The organism is Sulfurospirillum barnesii SES-3 (assembly GCF_000265295.1).
Classification (GTDB): domain Bacteria; phylum Campylobacterota; class Campylobacteria; order Campylobacterales; family Sulfurospirillaceae; genus Sulfurospirillum; species Sulfurospirillum barnesii.
The window spans coordinates 76,845-95,806 of record NC_018002.1 but is presented as its reverse complement, the minus strand read 5'-3'; the positions used below and the strand labels follow the sequence as shown (position 1 = coordinate 95,806).

Here is an 18,962-nt window from a genome sequence, read left to right as displayed (position 1 = left end):
TTTCTAGGCTTACTTTTTAGGAGTGACCAGCATATTAATGTATCGACCTTCAAGTTTTGGTGTTTTCTCACGTTCCGCAATATCTTCAAGCATTGGCCACAAACTCTCCAATACATGCTCTCCTGCTTCTGGATTTGCCATCTCTCGACCACGCAAAAAGACTCTAAAACGCACATGTTTTCCTTCTAAAAGAAACTCACGTGCATGTTTTATTTTATAATTGACATCGTTTGAAGCAATTTTGACAGAAAGCTTAATCTCTTTAATTTCGATTATTTTCTGGTTTTTTCGTGCTTCTTTGAGCTTTTTTTCTTGCTGATACTTGAACTTTCCATAGTTCATGATTTTACATACAGGAGGTTTTGCATCAGGCGCAATGAGCACCAAATCCAAACCTAGCTCATCTGCTTTCGCAAGAGCCTCATTTCTGGTGATAATACCATATTGGGTACCATCATCTCCCATACACCTTACTTCTACTGCTCTGATCTCTTCGTTCAGTAGGACTTCTTTGTCTTTACTCAAAAGTGTACCTCACTAAGCTTCTCCTTTAAGATTTTGATTAATTCAACTTTACCCAAATTATACTGTGTTCTTTCTCTTCTGTCACGTACTGCTACTGTTTCATTCTGAACTTCAGCATCCCCAACAACCAAAATCATAGGAACTCTCATGGTTTCAGCGTTACGAATACGTTTATTTAAACTCTCATTTTTTGATGAAACTTCAACATCAATCTCTTCTGCCATTAAGGCATTTGCTAATGATTTTGCATACGCAAGATGTGCATCTGAAATAGGGACAATCACTACCTGCGTTGGTGCAATAAAAAATGGAAACTCGCCAGAAGTATGCTCAATCAAAATACCAATAAATCGTTCAAAAGAACCTAAAATGGCACGGTGTAACATCACAGGTCGTGCATGTTCGTTATTGGCATCCACATAAGAAATGTCAAAACGTTCTGGTAAATTAAAATCGACTTGAATCGTTCCGCACTGCCATTTACGTTTTAACGCATCCGTAATTTTAATATCAATTTTCGGACCATAAAACGCTCCACCACCTTCATCAATGCCATACTTAATGCCATTTTCATCCAATGCATTTTTTAAGCCCTCAGTTGCAGCTACCCAGTACGCTTCATCACCAATTGATTTTTCAGGTCGTGTCGAGATTTCCATCTCATATTTAAATCCAAAAGCACTCATGATAGAATCGACAAAACTTAAAATTTCTATAACATTTTCTTTGATTTGCTCTGGAGTACAAAAAATATGCGCATCATCTTGGGTAAATTCTCGAACCCTAAAAAGACCATGCAACACGCCACTCTTTTCATGACGATGCACGACACCGTATTCGAAAAATTTGAGCGGTAAATCACGATAGCTTCGGACTTCGCTTTGAAATACTTTGATATGTCCCAAACAATTCATTGGTTTGATGCCATATTCTGCTTCATCAATCACGGTAAAATACATGTTTTCGCCGTAATTTTGATAGTGACCACTTATTTTCCATGCATCTGATTTTAAAAGTTCAGGGCCACGTACAGGCTGATACCCACGTTTGCGGTGTGCAGAAAATAATAATTTTTCTAGCTTAGAGCGTAACTTGCCACCTTGTGGTAACCAAATGGGAAGTCCTGCACCCACTTCTTCATCAAACGTAAATAGTTTCAGTTCATTACCAATTTTTCGATGATCTCTTTTTTTAGCCTCTTCAATCATGGTGACATAATCTTTTAGACTCTCTTTATCTGCAAACGCAATGCCATAAATACGTGTAAGCATCTCACGTTTTTCATCGCCACCCAAATACGCACCTGCAACTTTTGTTAATTTAAAGAAACGAAGGTATTTAGTATTGGGCACATGAGGACCACGGCAAAGATCTTCAAAATCACCTTGTTTATAAATAGACACTTCACCATCAGGAATGCGTAACATGACCTCTTGTTTTAAGTCATCATTCGCAAAATGCTTAAGAGCCTCTGCTTTTGTTGTATATATTTTTTCAATGGGAAGCTTTGCATTCGCAAGTTCTGCCATCTTTTTTTCAATCTCTTTTAAATCAGCATCACCAATTTTTTCAGTGACACGGAAGTCATAGTAAAAACCATCTTCAATCACAGGTCCAACAAAAAACTGAGCATCTTTGTAGAGCGCTTTAATCGCTTGAGCCATTAAATGAGCACAGGAGTGACGGATCACTTCAAGAGCGTCTTTTGAGTTTTCAAACAAGATTTTGTCTTCGTAGGTCTTAGAGGAAGCTAATGCAGTTTGTGTATCAACGAGAGAGGCGCCATCTTTATAGGCGATAATATCATGTATCATAATAAGTCCTTTACTTGTATGAACTCCCACACCAACGGGAGAACAAAAAATGGTGGCCACGAGAGGATTCGAACCTCCGACCACTACCATGTCAAGGTAGTGCTCTACCAACTGAGCTACGCGACCATTTCCATTATAGTCCTATTAAAAGCCTTTCTAGCAAGGAGAAGCCACTTAAAATAGAGCGGTATAATACTGAATTAATCCTTAAACCCTCTTGAGTCAATCCTATCCGCTGATTCATCCTCTGTTCATATTCATTACTTACAATCACGACTTTAGCACAATGAATAAGGACGTGTATGCATTTTATTAAAGAACTTTTTAAAACCTATTTTTTATTTCTAGTTCTCCTTTGCATGGGAAGATTTTTGCTTTATCTCTCTTATAATGATAGGCTTCACGATATATCATTGGGGCACTCTTTACTCACTTTTATATATGGTGTGCGTATGGATACAATGGTGCTGTCTCTCCTTCTTGTCGTACCAACCCTCCTCTTAGCACTTCTGCCTGATTCTGTTGCTATAAAAATAACAAAATTTATCAAGTTCTATCTCTTGTTCTGGTTTATTATTCTCATCTTTATTGAAAATGCAACCTTTCCCTTTTTTGCACAATATGATGTGAGACCTAATTATCTTTTTGTCCAATACCTTGATTCTCCTAAAGAAATCATTTCCCTTTTATGGAAAGATTATGCGAAAGAGTTACTTTTCTCATTGGTCATGATGGTCATCTATGGCGTATGGTTTATGAAATCACGTTTTATCTCCATTGAGAATACATTAAAAACACCCTATATACACCGATTATTACTCTTATTACCTCTTTTATTGCTCTTATTTATTGGGATTCGTTCATCGTTTGGACACCGCCCTGCTAATATTTCTGATGCCCTCTATAGCACCAATAGAATCATTAATGAAATTACAAAAAATTCACTTTATTCTATAGGTTATGCGTATTACAGCAATCAAAAGAATAGTCATGAGATGATAAAAGAGTATGGAAAAATAAATCTTGATGACGCTTATGCCTTAACATCACAGCTTTTAGATATAAACGTCAATGATACTAAAAGACCTTTTTATCGTAGTATTAAAAGTAATTTCAAGCGTGAAAACCCAAAAAATTTAGTCATTTTTATTCAAGAAAGCATGGGCGCACAATTTGTGCGTTTTAGTGGAGGTGAACCAAATCTCACCCCCAACATGAATCAGCTCGGAGAAGAAAATATCGCATTTTCCAATCTTTATTCCAATGGGACACGAAGTATTCGAGGATTAGCAGCATTAAGTTCAGGCTTTTTACCAATCCCTGGAGAGGGTGTCCTAAAAAGAAGTAAATCTCAAAATGATTTCTTTACAATCGCTACGTTGTTAAAACCCTATGGTTACAAATCAAGCTTTATTTATGGCGGTGAAGCACGTTTTGATAACATGCGAAGCTGGTATTTGGGAAATGGATTTGATGAAGTCATTGAGGAAAAAGATTTTAAAAATCCTTCATTTAGGAGCACATGGGGCGTCAGTGATGAGGATTTGGTGATAAAAGCAAATGAAAAATTTAAAACATACGCACGAAACAATGAAAAATTTGTCTCTGTTATGTTTAGCCAATCTAACCATGCCCCTTTTGAACTCCCCGAGGGCAAAATAGAATTTGAGCCCAATGAACCTAAACAAAGTGAGCGAAATGCCATTAAATATGCTGATTATGCGATTGGGAAATTTTTTGAACTTGCAAAAAAAGAGGCGTATTATAAAGATACCGTCTTTGTAGTGGTTGCAGACCATAATGTTCGTGTTTATGGGGATGATATCGTTCCTGTAAAAACATTTCAAATACCTGCTATTATTGTTGCAGAGGGTATAAAACCGCTTAACTACCATGGGCTTTCAAGTCAACCTGATGTCTTAGCCACAGCCCTTGATCTTGTGGGTTTGGATTTCAATTATCCTATTTTAGGGCACACTATTTTTAACCCTATTAAACCGCAAATAGCTTTGATGAATTTTAATGATGTTTATGCGCTTCGAAAAGAAGATGAAATTGCAGTTATTGGTCCAAACATGAAAATGCAAACATTCAAATACGAAAATTTCAAACTGATACCCAAAGAACCTAATCCCCTTTTGGAAAAGACAACACTGGGTGTTATTCACGTATTACACGATTTGTATGAAAAAAGATTATACCGCTAAATAGTCAATCAATGGCTATTTAGCGACTTTAGACTCTTTCCATGAGTGCCATAAAATCATTACGACCCCTAAATCAATCATAACATCTGCAAAATTAAACACGGCAAACTCAAAACCATAATGCCAAAAGAAATAATCCACAACACCCCCGTGAATAAAACGGTCATAAATATTACTAAGTGCTGCACCTGCAATAAGTCCAATGGAAAGTGCAAATTTGGCTACTATCTCTTTTTGAAATAAAAGATACATACCTAGCCCCCCCATTAAAAGAAGTTGAATGTACTTCAAATACTCATCTAAAAAAGAGAACATTGAAAAAGCAACCCCTTTGTTGTACGTCAAAATCAAAGAGAAAAAATCACCTTGCCAACGAAAACCCTCTAAGAAAATAGTTTTAATAAACTGGTCAATCACAAAAATAGTACAAAGCGATATACAAATCTTAAGCCCTGTTCTATTCATTTAAAGCACTTTTGAAAAATTTCACGCTTTTTTCCATAGCCTCTTCCAATAACAATTCATTTTGTCCCTCCAATAAAATACGCAATAAATTTTCCGTACCAGAATAGCGAATCAGTACACGAATTTTTTTTGTTTCCAATTCTGCAACCAAGGCTTCATAGCCTTTAAGCTCTGTAAGTGGAATTTTATTATTCACTTTAATATTTTCTTGAAGCTGAGGGTAAAGTTCAAAAGGATTGAATAATTCACTCACACGTTTCTTTTCTGTGAGTATACAGTGCATCACAGCGAGTGCAGCAACTAACGCATCCCCTGTTTTAGCAAAATCAGAGAGAATAATATGCCCACTTTGCTCACCACCAAAATTGATTTTTTCCTTATATAGGCACTCAAGAACATTTTTATCGCCCACATCACAACGGTAGGTTTTAATCCCTGTTTTTGCCAAATAATCTTCTAACGCTTGATTGCTCATAACCGTAACACACACACCTTTGTTAGCTAACCTATTTTGGCTTTGCAAGAACGTTGCAATTTTGCCTAACAACTTATCTCCATGGACGGGATTACCATTTTCATCTACTATCACCAATCTATCAGCATCGCCATCAAAGGCAAATCCTACATCAGCACGTAAACGTCTTACCTCTTCACCTAGCTCTTCAGGATGCAATGCCCCACAATTTAAATTGATATTGCTACCATTGGGTTCATTGTTAATAATAATGACGTCCGCACCCAATTCGCTAAAAATAGTTGGGGCTACCTTGTAGGCTGCTCCATTTGCCGTATCCAATACAATACGTACACCTTTGAGTGTCAGTGTTTTAGGAAAAGAGTTTTTAATCTGAACAATATACCGACCAATCACATCATCCACTCTTTTAGAACGGCCAATATCAAACTCCATTTTTTGATTTTTTTCAATCAATTCATCATCAAAATAGATTTTTTCAATCTCAGCTTCCTCTTTTTCGCCCAATTTATTGCCAAAGCTGTCAAAAAATTTAATACCATTGTCAAAATAAGGGTTATGCGATGCACTAATCATAATGCCCGCATCGCATCGCATATCTTCGGTCAAAAATGCAATGGCAGGTGTTGGCATAGGTCCAATTTGCCTGACATCATATCCCACGGCTGTGAGTCCTGAGACAATAGCATTTTCTATCATATAACCACTGCGTCTGGTATCTTTTCCTACTAAAATTTTATTGGTAATAGAGTTCTTGCGAAAATAAATGCCTGCTGCCATTGCCAATCGCATGGCCATAAAAGCACTCAGTTTTTTGCCTGCTTTGCCTCGTACCCCATCGGTTCCAAAAAGTTTCATGTCTTTTCCTGTTCTCTTTACATGTAAAGATAATTTAGCCAAATTGTAACAAAACTTTTTTAATCTTTACATGTAAACGGTATAATAGCCTCATAGTATCTTACAGCAGTGAGGAAAACAATGAATTTAGATAAAGTGATTTCAGGTTTTTTTATTATTTTAGCGATGACGCTTAATTTTGGTTTTTTTTACGGTGATTTAACCGATTTAGAAGTACACAGTAAATATGAACTTTTTGCTGCCCTTGTTGTGAACATCATTGCAACAACACTTAAAATTGGTGATAAAACACAATTAGGCTCTGTACTTTTAGCCAGCAGTTTCGTTGCTGATATTCAACTGATCGCAGCAGCATCCATTTGGACAATTGCAAGCTATGCTTATGCCATCGATAAAGAAATTTCATCGGTGATTATTAGTCTTAGCGGTGGTGCTTTGCTTGCGAATATTACGAGTGTATTGCTCTATATTGGTGACACACTCAAATCGAAACGCTAAAGAGTTTGCGTGAAAAATAGCTCGCTATGGCTTATTTTGCAAAGGATGCGCGCTCCTTTTTTGGTTATTATTCTTACATACACTATTTCCATTATTGGTCTTTTACTGATTAAAGGTGTTGATAACGAGGGAAATCCCTATCAATTAACTATTTTTGATGCGTTTTATTTTATAAGCTATACTGCAACAACCATAGGATTTGGTGAAACGCCTTTTACATTCACGTATCCTCAGCGTATGTGGGTTTCTATTGCTATTTTTATAACCGTGACTGGATGGTTTTACAGTCTAGGCTCTTTGGTGGCATTGCTACAAGACAAACTCTTTTTAGAAGAATTTTCTCGTGCAAAATTTAGACGCAATATCGCTTATCTGAAAGAGCGGTATATTATCATTTTAGGATACAACTCCATCACCAGTGAAATCATCAAAAAAGCAAATGAGTCTGGCTTACGCTCCGTAGTCATCGAGAAAGAAGAAGAAAAACGTAACCATCTTTTATTAGAAAATTTTACACCCCCCTGTGTATTGTTTAAATGCGGATGTTCATAACCCCGATGCCTTAGAAATGGCAGGTATAAAATCTCCTTATTGTAAGGCGATCGTAAGTCTTTTCGAAAACGATGCACTCAATCTTCGTATCGCACTCACCTCAAAAGTTCTCAATCCAAATATCACCATGGCAATTAAATCAACCACCAAAAACCAAACCGAAAATCTGATGGATATTGGTGTTCAAATTATTGAAAATCCCTTTGATATTATTGCAGAACATATGCATATGGCAATAAATAACCCCAACACACTTAAAGTGGTAAGATGGATCTATGGCCTATGTAACCTCTATGACCCACCCCTGCATCTCCCTCATGGTAAATACATCGTTTGTGGATACGGTCGTATGGGCAAAAGTATTTATGAAGTACTAAAACACAATAATTTTGAAATTTCCTTTGCTGAAATCAATCCAAAAATGAAAGAACAGTTCACCTTTCAAAATCAGCCAAAAGTCTTAATCGGTGATGGCGACGACAAAGAGATGCTTAAAGCCCTAGGTATTGATACCTGTGTTGCCATTATTGCTGGAACCAATGATGATACCACCAACCTTTCTATCCTAGCAACAGCAAAAAAACTCAACCCTCATATTGTCACAATTGCAAGAGAAAATGAACTGGAAGATTTTTCTATTTTTGAAAGCTCAAATATTGATACCATTTTTATTCCTGCAAAAGTGCTGATCAATAAAACCATTAATGCCATTTTAAATCCTGCCTTGGATATTTTTATTAAAAATATCCATGCACTCGATGAAATCCACGTTACAACTCTTATAAAACAGTTACTGGCTATTGATCTTCACCCAAAACTCTTTACCCTTAAAATTGACTCTCAACAAGCGTTCATATTAAGTAAGCATTGTTCCACATTAAATCTACCGCTCTCTCTTTTAAGAACCTCATTGAAAGATAGAAATTTCACAAACAACCTTATTCCATTAATGCGTATTCGGCATAAAGAGATTGAGTTACTGCCTGATTGGAATACGAACTTGGAACAAAACGACATTTATTTATTTGCGGGGGATGACAATGCTCATGAGCATTTAGAATACCTTGCAAATAACATTTATGAATTTTATTTTGCGTATTATGGAGAAGAAAAAAGTTTTTTACGCCAATGGTTTTCAAAAGAAAAGCATTAAGCCCTCTTTTTAAAAAAGTTTATTTTAAAATGCCCTTAAAATAAGTTAGATTTAATATTTATTTTTATATAATCTACGCCTAAATTTAAATAATGAAAGGCTTATCTATGGCAAACCATAAGTCAGCAGAAAAGCGTATTAGACAAACTAAAAAACGCACAGAAAGAAATAGATTTTATAAAACTAGAATCAAAAATCTTACAAAAGCTGTTAAAGAAGCTGTTGAGGCAGGCGACCAAGTAGCGGCTACTCTTGCGTTAAAAAATGTCAATAAAAGTTTCCACTCTTACTCAACAAAGGGTATTTTACCTAAAAATACTGCTGCACGCCGTGTAAGTAGATTGGCACAACTTGTTAATACACTAGGTACTGTTGCTGCATAATTTGCGGCAACATCCTCCTTTTTAGTCTCCTTTTATGTTAAAAGAAAAACTTCTCCCATTTTTAGATCGTTACAATGAATTGACATCACTGCTTAGTGATCCTAATATTACCAACGATATTAAAAAAATGACAGCGCTTTCTAAAGAACAGTCCAATTTAGAAGCCATTAAAGATAAAACACTTGAATATCTCTCTACATTAGAACAAATTGAAGAAAATAAACTTCTCTTAGATGATGAAGAGTTAGGTGAACTTGCAAAAGAAGAGCTTAAAACGCTTGAACCACACAAAGAAACACTCGAAGAAGAGATAAAACTGCTTCTCTTACCGACAGACCCCAACGATGATCGCAATATCTTTTTAGAAATTCGTGCGGGCACAGGTGGTGATGAAGCAGCTATCTTTGCAGCGGATCTTTTTAAATCCTATTTACGTTATGCAGAAAACCGTGGATGGAAAGTTGAGGTTGTCTCTTTAAGCGAAGGTGTTTTAAATGGGTACAAAGAGGTTATTGCTTTAATTAAAGGGCAGGGGGCTTTTTCACGCCTGAAATATGAAGGTGGTGTTCACCGTGTACAACGTGTTCCTTTAACAGAATCGCAAGGCAGAGTACATACCTCAGCCGTTACGGTTGCTGTTATGCCAGAAGTCGATGATGTTGAAATTGACATTGCAGAAAAAGATTTAAAAATTGATGTAATGCGCTCTTCTGGAAACGGTGGACAATCGGTCAATACCACCGATAGTGCTGTACGTATTACCCACTTACCTTCAGGTATTGTTGTTGTGAATCAAGATGGAAAATCACAGCATAAAAATAAAGATGCCGCAATGAAAATTCTCAAAGCAAAACTCTACGATATGCAAATGCAAGAACGTAATGCCAAAGAGAGTGAAGCACGAAAACAACAAGTGGGCTCAGGGGATAGAAGTGCTCGTATTCGTACCTATAATTATCCACAAAATCGGATGACAGATCATAGGGTAGGGTTAACACTGTACCGTTTGGATGCGATTATGGAAGGTGGACTTTATGATGAGCTCATTGATCCGATTATTGCACACTATCAAGCAGAACTCATGAAAGAAGCAAACCTTTAATTTATGTATCGTAAAGAAGAAGATTGTTTTGAATAATCATCTCTTTTAGCATTTTAATATACTCTTCTTTCCGTTCAGAATAATTAATCATCGTTGAAGCGGCTTCCATTCCACCAAATTTTTTATCACTCTCACGTGCTTTGTAGCGTTTTTCTCTAAAAAGGCTATATGCTTCATTGGTATTAAGATTCAACATATACGAATTGACTGATTTTTGAAGCGTTCCAAAGATACGAATCATATGTGTTTTACCAATGGCCCTATTTTGTGGCATTAATCCCACACCCGAATAGGTCCAGTGACCAAAAAGGTTATTGGCTTCTCGTGCAAACCTACTCTTCCCCCATCCACTTTCAAGTGCGGCTTGAGCAAGGGCTAAAGAAGTAGGGATAACATCAATACGCTTATAATACTCATCTCTATCAAATAAATTTTCAACACCGTATTTATTTCTAAGCGAAATCAAATACCCCACATTTTTATAATTTAGTCCACGAAATGCATCAGGCATTGCTTTGGCAAAAAAGTCTCGTATAAACTCTCGATCTTTACGAATATCATCATTGCCTTTATCTACCAAACTTTTCATTTGGCGAATAAATTCCTCTTTTTGTTGTGTGCTGTCTTCTATTTGATAATATTCTGTAGAAAAACCTCCTGCGTATATATGGCTTGCACAAAATACACAAGAGGCGATAAGTAATGTAGAGAAGAACCTCACGAAGTTAGTGTTCCCACACCGTTTCAAAGACCTTCTGCACCGCTCCTTTAAAGAAAAGTGTTTGATCTTCTATGCGCATAAAAAGCTCTTCGCCACTCCTTGGATATACCTTCGCATTTTGCCCCACACGCTTTTGTCGATACGCACTGTAAAAACATGCTGCCATACCTGTGCCGCAGGCTAAGGTTTCATCCTCAACACCCCGTTCATACGTTCTTACATGTAAAGCATTTTCTTCGAGCATGGCGTAATTGACATTTGCATTGTATTTGTAACGCATTTGACGTGCAATCATTTTATCAAACAAAGCAACATCCTCCACAAAGGTGACCAAATGAGGCACACCTGTATCACAAAAATGCCAGGTTAGCCCATTTTCTTCAAAGGATTCACTTAGCACCTTAGGTGTGGTCAATTCTGTCTCCACAACACTTCCTATGACTTCGGATTGAATGACGCCTGCTCCTGTTAAAAAACGCATCTGTTTTGGTGCTAATCCTTGCGTATAGGCGTAATGCGCACAGGCTCTTGTGCCATTTCCACACATGGAAGCAACAGAGCCATCACTGTTATAAAATTGCCATTTAAAATCGTATTCGCCCTGTGGAAGCAATACAATGAGACCATCTGCACCCACACCTTTTTGCCTGTGGCATAACTCTTGAGCGAGTTTGCTTCTATCTAACTCATAAAAAGTGTGAAAAATGACAAAGTCGTTTCCACTGGCATTATATTTTGCAATTTGCATATCTTCCCCGTACATAGTGTATAAATTTTTCAATCTCGCTCTGTAAAAATGCTCTGTCAAACGAGTTATTAATGAGAAAATCGGCTAAGATTTTCTTCTCTTCAATGCTAATTTGTGCATCGATACGTTTTTGAGCCTCTTCTTTAGTAAAATTTTCCCTCTGCATTAAACGCTTGCGTTGTACTTCAACGGGCGCATACACCACCACCACCAATTTACAATCATACCCCTCACTCTCATAATAGAGCGGAATGTCAATGATGTAAGGCTTCCCTTTTTGCTCAAGCACTTCAGAGCGCTTTAAAATCTCTTCACGAATGAGAGGGCGCATTAAGGCATTTAGCTTCTCTCGCTCGTTTTTATCGTTAAAAATAATCGCACCCAATGCTTTTCTATCGATAGTTTCATCAACAATGACACCCTCGCCAAAAAGTTCTCTTACCTCGTTTACATGTAAAGGTAAAATCTCTTTTGAAATAGTGTCCGCATCAATTACATCAAAACCATGATTTTGCAACAATGTCGAGACGGTACTTTTACCCGTTCCAATACTGCCCGTAAGGACAATTGCGTGTTCATATGCCATAGTAATCAGACTGCCTTACGTTGTATTTTATAACGATTTTAACATACTTTTGTTAAAATCTATTAAACAATCCCTCTAAAGGCTTATGCATGAGTACAGTCAGCTACAAAGACGCTGGTGTCGATATAGACGCAGGAAACCAATTTGTCGAAAATATTAAACCCCTTGTAAAATCTACCTTTGATAAAAATGTCATTGGAGGCATTGGTTCATTTGCAGGTGCGTATGAGCTACCAGAGGGGTATAAAAAACCTGTCATTTTAGGCGCAACCGATGGTGTTGGCACAAAACTTAAACTGGCGATTGATTCAGGTATTTACGATACCGTTGGTATTGATTTGGTGGCAATGTGCGCCAATGATTTGATTTGTAACTTTGGAACACCGCTTTTCTTTTTGGATTATTATGCGATGAGCAAACTTGAGATTGACGCTTCTGTGAATATCGTTAAAGGTATCGCTGAGGGCTGTATTCAAGCAGAATGTTCATTGATTGGTGGCGAAACTGCTGAAATGCCAGGCATGTACCACGGTAAAGATTTTGATCTTGCGGGTTTTGCTGTTGGTATTGCTGAGAAGGATGAAATGAACCGTCTTCCCCACGTCAAAGCAGGTGATGTTCTCATAGCACTTCCAAGTTCAGGTGTCCATTCCAATGGTTTTTCACTGGTACGTAAAATCTTTTTTGATAAATTAGGCTACACCTTCGAAACCGAATTTAACGGGAAACCCCTCATCGAAACCCTTTTAACACCCACACGCATCTACGTGAAGCTGTTTAAAGCGCTTAAAGAGAACATTAACGCTTTAGCGCACATTACAGGTGGTGGTATTGTCGAAAACTTACCTCGTGTCTTACCTGAGGGCTTACAAGCACGTGTCTACAAATCTAAAATCAAAACTCTTCCAATTTTTGATTTTATGAGCCAATACGTTGAAGAGAGTGAAATGCACCGTACGTTTAACATGGGTGTGGGCATGATTTTAGTGGTAAGTCCTGAAAATGTGGATGCCATCTTACAAAATAGCGATGGCTATGTCATCGGTGAACTTGCAGAGGGTGAGCGCAGCGCCATTATGCTCTAATGAGTAGCCTCTACATTCTCTCAAAACTCTTTACATATCTGGTGTTACCACCAGGTATGTTTATTCTTCTTTTCTTTTTCGCCTCCATTTATGCACGACGTTTTCGTCTTTTCTTTTGTGCAAATGCCATTTTATTTTATCTTTTGAGTAATATATACGTTGCCGATTGGCTCTTGCGCCCCCTAGAAGAGCCCTTTAATCAAGCACTCCTAGAAATGCCAGTCGATGCAGTGATTGTCTTAGGAGGAGGGCATACACAAGGTGTTGCCAATTTACCCCTTAGCAGTGATGCCTACAAACGAATGATGTGGGGGTTAATGGTCGCAAAATCCCATCACATTCCCCTTTTGTTTAGCGGGGGAGGGATGTATAAAGCGTATTTAGAAAGCGATGCGTTTTTACAGAGCCTTAAAGAGCTTAAAACCTATCTTGAAATTCCCACACCTAGCTCTAAAAACCTTGCAAGCAAAGAGTTTTCTTTACATGTAGAGGACAAAAGTCTTGATACCTACCAAAATGCACAGTTTAGTAAAATGGCGTTTGAAAAAGCAGGAGTGAATAAACCAACCATTTACCTTGTTACCTCAGCATACCATATGAGACGTGCTACAAAGCTTTATGAGTATTTTGGCTTTAACGTCATCCCCGCAGCGACCAATTTTAAAATCAATCATCGAGCAAAAGACGGTTGGGATTACCTTCCTAGCGCACATGCTTTGCATAAAAGTTACATTGCTTTGCACGAATATGCAGGGCTTTTGAGTCTACAACTGCGGGGGATTTAATCTTTACATGTAAAGATTATTGGCGTTTATCGTTGGTAATTTTATAGATAAAACTAAAGACTTCCGCTACGGCTTTATAGAGCATGGGCGGAATCTCTTTGTTGATTTCAATCTTGGAGAGAAGCTCAACCAAATCAGCATCTTTTTTGATAAAAATATCATGTTCACGTGCAAGCTTAATGATATTATTTGCCACTTCTCCCTTACCCGAAGCGACAACTTTTGGTGCCCCTTGTTTTTCTTTGTCGTATTTAAGCGCAACCGCTTTTTGTGTTTTAGGGGCTATGTTACTCATATGCTAATATTAATCCCAAATTCAAGTGTATCGCCTTGAAAGTAGTCATTTTTGACTCGTTCAACATCTTTATATTCTAACATTTTGACACTCCCTGTGATTAATCCTACCTCATTGAAAGCTCTTTTTAAAAGTGAAAGATTTTCCGTTAGCTTATCACTAAACTCCTTTTTCTGTGTGGCAATTGTGACGTCAATGTATTTTTCATTAGAGAGGACTAACATCATATTTAACTTGCCATACACCTCTAAATCCAAATCAATTTGACAATGGAATTGTTCATCATTGCTCTTTTTCATCATCATGGAGCCACCTTTAAGCCCATCCCAACTAAAGGGAATATACAAGTGCGTTGAACTACTCACATAAGAGACTAACTGATGATACTCAATTTGGGCAAGCAAGCGATTGGTAATCTCAAGGGCTTCTTTATTTTGCCCTGAGAGTGAAAGTGAGTGATTGAGTTTGGTAAGCACCCCCTTCATATCGCTTAGCAATTCCACATCAGTAGGATCCAAAGAGAGTTTTTGAGCCATGGCTTTTCCCACAAAAAGTTCAGGTTTAATAAATTCATGAATTTTTTGTTCTAAAACCTTGCTTTTATCGACAAAATCAGCTTGCTTAATATTCGTAGGCTCAAGCAATTCAATCTGCGCTTTAATGCGATTTGCAACCATTTTAAGAGCCTCTTCGACTGTTTCAGGAGGCTTGGTTGGTGAGGAATAGATTTGAGAAGTCCTTGCTTGGGCTATAGCTTCCGTGGCTTGCGTAATCGCCTCTGGTGTGGCTTGGACTAAAGCGTCTTTGTTTAAGGTCATTGGTGGCTCAAGAGAGCCTTTTAAAAGGGACTCTTTCGCTAAAAGCTGGTCGATATGAGGTTGCAGTTCTTTTAGCTGTAATGCAGGCAACTGCTCTTTCAATAATTCTAAAATCACTTTGACTTGCGTACTAAAATGCTGCTCTACTTGCATTGAAGGTGGATAATTTTCTACTTTTGAATTGATTAAATCCATCTGTTTGATGGCATATTCTATTTTTTGAACATTGGCATATGCCTCTTTAAATAGACCCACAGGAGAAGATGCAAGTTCTTGCTTCACGCTGCTCCTAAACAGCTCAAGTAAACGCTTTAACCCTTCTTGTGCCTCTTTTGTCGAGAAAGATGAGGCTGAACTTAATTGCTCCAATGTTGTGGTTATGTCTCTAAGGCTTGTGGGATTAATATGGGTCTCTTTGAGATGGGTTTGCACTTGTGTAAAAAGCTCTTTTGCTGATACTAAAACTCCCTTTTGTGTCACCTCTTGCGCCAATTTAGACTCAAAAAATATGCCTGAATGCTGGACTTGCTGTTGTATTGTTTTAGCATCAGCTGTTTGAATGTTTTTGGAAAATATCTCTAAAAGTGCAAGTGGCTTTGTTGTGGCTGCATCTGCTTTAATTAAAGAAGGAAGATTTTTAATATCCTCAGCAAAATTTCCCATATTTTTAAACAAAGGATGGCTTTTGAGTATTTCAAAAATAGCACTTTTAGATTTTACTTCGCTAACAGCAACACCTAACAATGTACTCATCACCTCACCTGCACTACTGGGTGCGCTTTTTGTTTGCGTATTTGATGGTGAAAATGGAAGTTCAGAGGCATGTTCTTGAAGAACTTTAGTTATACCCTCTTTGGTTGCCTTTTTAGGATCAAGTGTTTGAATCTGATTGGCGAGCAAAGAAGCCGTGCTAATGTCCATGAATAGTGCCTTATTTGTGTGTTGATGTCTTGTTTTTGTTTTTAATTTTTTCCAACCATTCTGCCATGGTTTTCTCAAACCCTATCGACACATTATCATAAAAATGAAGGGGTTTCTCCAAATACTCTTGCTCAACCCAACCGCCAAAATCATGCGGATAGAGATAGCCTTTAGGGGAGGGGCTTTTAAGATGCTCAGGGACATTGAATGCTTTTTCATTTTTCACATACGCTAACGCATTGTTAATGGCGTTATACGCACTGTTAGATTTAGGACAGCAGGCAAGATATATGAGACACTGAGAAAGTATAATACGTGCTTCGGGATAACCTATCTTACTCACGCTTAAAAGTGTACTGCTAGCAAGATTAAGCGCATTTGGATTGGCATTGCCAATATCTTCACTGGCTAAAACAACCAAACGTCTGGCTATAAAATCAGGACTCTCTCCCCCGTCAATCAAACGTGCAAGATAGTAAAGTGCTGCATTCACATCACTTCCACGTACACTTTTAATCATCGCACTGATTAAATTATAATGTGTATTATCAGAGCTCACCCCATCTTTTAAGGCACTTGGTCGCAAGGCTTTGAGTGTTTCTAACGTTACATGTAAATCCACTTTAAGTGCAAACTCAAGTAAATTCAACAAAGACCTACTGTCTCCAGCACTTGAACTTATCAGGTAAGAATGGGCATCATCATCTATCATAAAGTCAATTTTATCATGGACCCGACTAAGAATTGCCTCCATATCCGCTCTTTCAAGTGGATAAAACTCAAAAAGCATCATCCGTGAACGAATGCCAGAGCTTAGAACAAAATAGGGATTTTCGGTGGATGCACCAATCACAATCGCTTCATGATTCTCCATAGGCAATAACAAGACTTCTTGCTGTGTTTTTGAAAGGCGATGAATTTCATCGATAAATAGCAGTGGTTTCTGAAGCGCTCCTCTATGTTGAGCCAAAATTTTACGAATTTCATCAACCTTAATGCTGGTTGCATCTAACTCATAAAAGGGCAGTTGCAAAGCCTGCGCTACAATACGAGCCAATGTCGTTTTACCAACTCCTGCAGGTCCAAAGAAGAGTGAATGGCTCATGGAGCCTGATTTAAGGAGCTTTCGAAAAGGACTGCTTTCACCACTTAAATGCGCTTGACCTGAAAGCTCTTCAATCGTCTTTGGGCGAAAGAAGAGGGCAAAATTATTGATCATTGCCTTGTTCTTTCTTCAAATACTCTAAATAATCACGCAAAGCTGCGTACTCACTTCCCGTAAAAAAACGATGTTTCCCAGGCTTTAACATTCCTAAATCAATTTTCCCATAACTTACTCGCTTAAGATCCATCACTTCTACATCAAAATAACCAAAGAAGCGTCTAAGTTCTCTGTTTTGCCCCTCATTAATTACGACTTTAATGGTCGAAAAGGTTGGTGCATTTTTGATAATACGGTACCCCACAAAAGGAGCAAAATCCATTGAATAAATTTCACTTTTCGCATGCCCACCTTTACGGGCATCTGCTACAGAAAGCCCTTCTTGCATTGCTTTTTCCATTGCAGGAGTTACTTGACCATTAATTTTGACATAGTAAACTCGCTCTAAATCACTATGCATTAATGCTGAAACAACCGAAGGGGAATCACACAATAACAATAACCCCTCACTAGCAAAATCCAATCGTCCCACACTCAAGTAGTGCGCAAATTTTGAAGGAAGTGTATCGTAAATCGTTTTACGACCACGGTCATCCTTTTTACTCACTAACTCACCTTTTTGTTTGTGATAAACAATGACCGAATAGCCATGCTTTTCAAACAATGCCTTGCCACCCAGCTCAATCTTATTTTTAAAACTCACCTGAATAGCTAGGTCTTGCACAACGTTGCCATCAACTTTCACATGACCTGCTTTGATGAGCTCATCCGCCTCACGCCTTGAATAGTGCGTGTTATGCGAAATCATTTTATTTAATCTCATTAATTCCATCTATTTTATTCCTGCTTCCACTAAATGGTGGATATGTAATACCCCTTTAAGTACGCCATCACTGTTTGTAATGGCTAAAAGTTGTATTTTGTGTTTTTCAATAAACGCTAATGCATCACTGGCTAATAACGTCTCATCCGCTAATGTCTTTGGGGTTTTGGTTGCGTATTCATACGCATGCTTCTCCATACTAAAATCATCACGCATTAAAGCCCTGCGTAAATCACCATCACTTAAAATCGCACTTAGCCGATTTTGCTCATCGATAATCAAAACATTTCCTAGACGTCCCTCACTCATCTTTACAATGGCATCTTTAAGTTTTGTTTCTTGACGTACAAGAGGTAAGCCCTCTTTGAGCATCAAATCAGAAATTTTAATAAAGAGTCTTTTTCCTAAACTCCCGCCAGGATGAAACGAAGCAAAATCCTCTTTTTGAAAATTTTTCTTCTTCATTAAGCAAACAGCTAACGCATCTCCAAGAGCTAATGTGAGTGTTGTTGAACAAGTGGGTGCTGCATCAAGAGGGCACGCTTCCTTCGTTACATGTAAAGGGATAAAAATATCACTGTAATGCCCCAATGAAGACTCTTTCGTGCGTGCCATACCAATGAGAGGGATATTAAAACGCTTCACATGCGGTAAAATTTTAATGAGCTCTTCACTCTCTCCACTGTAACTAATCGCTAACACGGCATCTTCTTTCCCAATCATACCCAAATCGCCATGCAGTGCTTCGGTTGGATGCAAAAAGAAACTGCTCGTCCCTGTGCTAGCAAGGGTTGCTGCAATCTTTGCTCCGATGAGACCACTCTTCCCTACACCTGTAATAATTAACTTCCCTTTTAGGTTAGCAATAAGATGTGTTGCTTCATTTATCTCATCTCCGATGTACGTTGCAGCGTTTAAAAGCTCTTGCGCTTCTAACGCCAAAACCTCTTTTGCAATTGCTTTAAAATCTTCCATCTCCAGCCTTA

General features: G+C 37.9%; 20 protein-coding genes and 1 tRNA gene. 8 read left to right on the top strand and 13 right to left on the bottom strand.

Going from position 1 to position 18,962, the window contains the following annotated elements:
• Window positions 1-9: 9 nt before the first annotated feature.
• The 3 genes from infC to SULBA_RS00485 all read right to left on the bottom strand — a co-directional run bounded on the left by infC (window position 10) and on the right by SULBA_RS00485 (window position 2,465).
• Window positions 10-525, bottom strand: a complete 516-nt coding sequence (gene infC / locus SULBA_RS00495) for a translation initiation factor IF-3 (RefSeq protein WP_014768315.1) — start codon at window positions 523-525, stop codon at window positions 10-12.
• Window positions 522-2,339 (bottom strand): threonine--tRNA ligase, encoded by a 1,818-nt coding sequence (gene thrS / locus SULBA_RS00490; protein WP_014768314.1) that lies wholly within the window; start codon window positions 2,337-2,339, stop codon window positions 522-524. Before thrS ends, infC begins: the two co-directional genes overlap by 4 nt.
• Before the next feature lie 50 nt (window positions 2,340-2,389).
• Window positions 2,390-2,465: transfer RNA gene (locus SULBA_RS00485), tRNA-Val, on the bottom strand.
• 176 nt (window positions 2,466-2,641) lie between these two features.
• Here SULBA_RS00485 and SULBA_RS00480 point away from each other — a divergent pair.
• Window positions 2,642-4,546: an LTA synthase family protein gene (locus SULBA_RS00480; protein ID WP_014768313.1), complete on the top strand. Its 1,905-nt coding sequence runs from the start codon at window positions 2,642-2,644 to the stop codon at window positions 4,544-4,546.
• A 15-nt stretch (window positions 4,547-4,561) separates the two neighbouring features.
• On the opposite strand, the gene lspA is transcribed toward SULBA_RS00480, so the two are convergent.
• Together lspA and glmM are read right to left on the bottom strand one after the other, a co-directional pair.
• Window positions 4,562-5,011: a signal peptidase II gene (gene lspA / locus SULBA_RS00475; protein ID WP_014768312.1), complete on the bottom strand. Its 450-nt coding sequence runs from the start codon at window positions 5,009-5,011 to the stop codon at window positions 4,562-4,564.
• Entirely contained in the window at window positions 5,004-6,344 is a 1,341-nt protein-coding gene (gene glmM, locus SULBA_RS00470) for a phosphoglucosamine mutase (RefSeq protein WP_014768311.1), read from the bottom strand. The genes lspA and glmM overlap by 8 nt, the downstream gene beginning before the upstream one ends.
• Window positions 6,345-6,464: 120 nt before the next feature.
• Between glmM and SULBA_RS00465 the strand changes: the two genes are divergently transcribed.
• The 5 genes from SULBA_RS00465 (at window position 6,465) to prfA (ending at window position 10,032) form a co-directional block, all read left to right on the top strand.
• Window positions 6,465-6,842, top strand: a complete 378-nt coding sequence (locus SULBA_RS00465) for a DUF6394 family protein (RefSeq protein ID WP_014768310.1) — start codon at window positions 6,465-6,467, stop codon at window positions 6,840-6,842.
• A 9-nt stretch (window positions 6,843-6,851) separates the two neighbouring features.
• The gene (locus tag SULBA_RS13110; RefSeq protein ID WP_050985266.1) at window positions 6,852-7,394 is read left to right on the top strand and encodes an ion channel; all 543 of its coding nucleotides are present in this window, start codon (window positions 6,852-6,854) and stop codon (window positions 7,392-7,394) included.
• 16 nt (window positions 7,395-7,410) lie between these two features.
• On the top strand, window positions 7,411-8,547 hold the full coding sequence (locus tag SULBA_RS00460) for an NAD-binding protein (RefSeq protein WP_245391420.1): 1,137 nt from the start codon (window positions 7,411-7,413) through the stop codon (window positions 8,545-8,547).
• A gap of 107 nt (window positions 8,548-8,654) precedes the next feature.
• Entirely contained in the window at window positions 8,655-8,930 is a 276-nt protein-coding gene (gene rpsT / locus SULBA_RS00455; RefSeq protein ID WP_014768309.1) for a 30S ribosomal protein S20, read from the top strand.
• 34 nt (window positions 8,931-8,964) lie between these two features.
• The gene (gene prfA, locus SULBA_RS00450) at window positions 8,965-10,032 is read left to right on the top strand and encodes a peptide chain release factor 1 (RefSeq protein WP_014768308.1); all 1,068 of its coding nucleotides are present in this window, start codon (window positions 8,965-8,967) and stop codon (window positions 10,030-10,032) included.
• A gap of 1 nt (window position 10,033) precedes the next feature.
• Here the strand turns inward: prfA and SULBA_RS00445 are convergent, their stop codons facing one another.
• The 3 genes from SULBA_RS00445 to coaE form a co-directional block, all read right to left on the bottom strand.
• Window positions 10,034-10,621, bottom strand: coding sequence for a glucosaminidase domain-containing protein (locus tag SULBA_RS00445; RefSeq protein WP_245391419.1), 588 nt, complete (start codon window positions 10,619-10,621; stop codon window positions 10,034-10,036).
• A gap of 136 nt (window positions 10,622-10,757) precedes the next feature.
• Window positions 10,758-11,501: a diaminopimelate epimerase gene (gene dapF, locus SULBA_RS00440; protein ID WP_041671734.1), complete on the bottom strand. Its 744-nt coding sequence runs from the start codon at window positions 11,499-11,501 to the stop codon at window positions 10,758-10,760.
• Entirely contained in the window at window positions 11,482-12,087 is a 606-nt protein-coding gene (coaE, locus tag SULBA_RS00435; protein WP_014768305.1) for a dephospho-CoA kinase, read from the bottom strand. The genes dapF and coaE overlap by 20 nt, the downstream gene beginning before the upstream one ends.
• Before the next feature lie 89 nt (window positions 12,088-12,176).
• On the opposite strand from coaE, the gene purM reads away from it, so the two are divergent.
• Window positions 12,177-13,172, top strand: coding sequence for a phosphoribosylformylglycinamidine cyclo-ligase (gene purM, locus SULBA_RS00430; protein ID WP_014768304.1), 996 nt, complete (start codon window positions 12,177-12,179; stop codon window positions 13,170-13,172).
• Window positions 13,172-13,957, top strand: a complete 786-nt coding sequence (locus tag SULBA_RS00425) for a YdcF family protein (RefSeq protein WP_014768303.1) — start codon at window positions 13,172-13,174, stop codon at window positions 13,955-13,957. Before purM ends, SULBA_RS00425 begins: the two co-directional genes overlap by 1 nt.
• Before the next feature lie 16 nt (window positions 13,958-13,973).
• Here the strand turns inward: SULBA_RS00425 and SULBA_RS00420 are convergent, their stop codons facing one another.
• The 5 genes from SULBA_RS00420 to SULBA_RS00400 are packed head-to-tail and all read right to left on the bottom strand — an operon-like array spanning window position 13,974 to window position 18,951.
• Window positions 13,974-14,252, bottom strand: a complete 279-nt coding sequence (locus SULBA_RS00420) for a FlhB-like flagellar biosynthesis protein (RefSeq protein WP_014768302.1) — start codon at window positions 14,250-14,252, stop codon at window positions 13,974-13,976.
• On the bottom strand, window positions 14,249-15,991 hold the full coding sequence (locus SULBA_RS00415; RefSeq protein ID WP_014768301.1) for a flagellar hook-length control protein FliK: 1,743 nt from the start codon (window positions 15,989-15,991) through the stop codon (window positions 14,249-14,251). Before SULBA_RS00415 ends, SULBA_RS00420 begins: the two co-directional genes overlap by 4 nt.
• A 10-nt stretch (window positions 15,992-16,001) precedes the next feature.
• Window positions 16,002-17,210 carry a replication-associated recombination protein A gene (locus tag SULBA_RS00410; RefSeq protein ID WP_014768300.1) on the bottom strand — a complete coding sequence of 403 codons (1,209 nt, stop codon included), beginning with the start codon at window positions 17,208-17,210 and terminating at the stop codon, window positions 16,002-16,004.
• Complete coding sequence (locus SULBA_RS00405; RefSeq protein WP_245391450.1) at window positions 17,200-17,976, bottom strand: pseudouridine synthase; 777 nt, start codon at window positions 17,974-17,976, stop codon at window positions 17,200-17,202. Before SULBA_RS00405 ends, SULBA_RS00410 begins: the two co-directional genes overlap by 11 nt.
• Window positions 17,977-17,985: 9 nt before the next feature.
• Window positions 17,986-18,951, bottom strand: coding sequence for a KpsF/GutQ family sugar-phosphate isomerase (locus SULBA_RS00400; RefSeq protein WP_014768298.1), 966 nt, complete (start codon window positions 18,949-18,951; stop codon window positions 17,986-17,988).
• Between the last annotated feature and the right edge of the window lie 11 nt (window positions 18,952-18,962).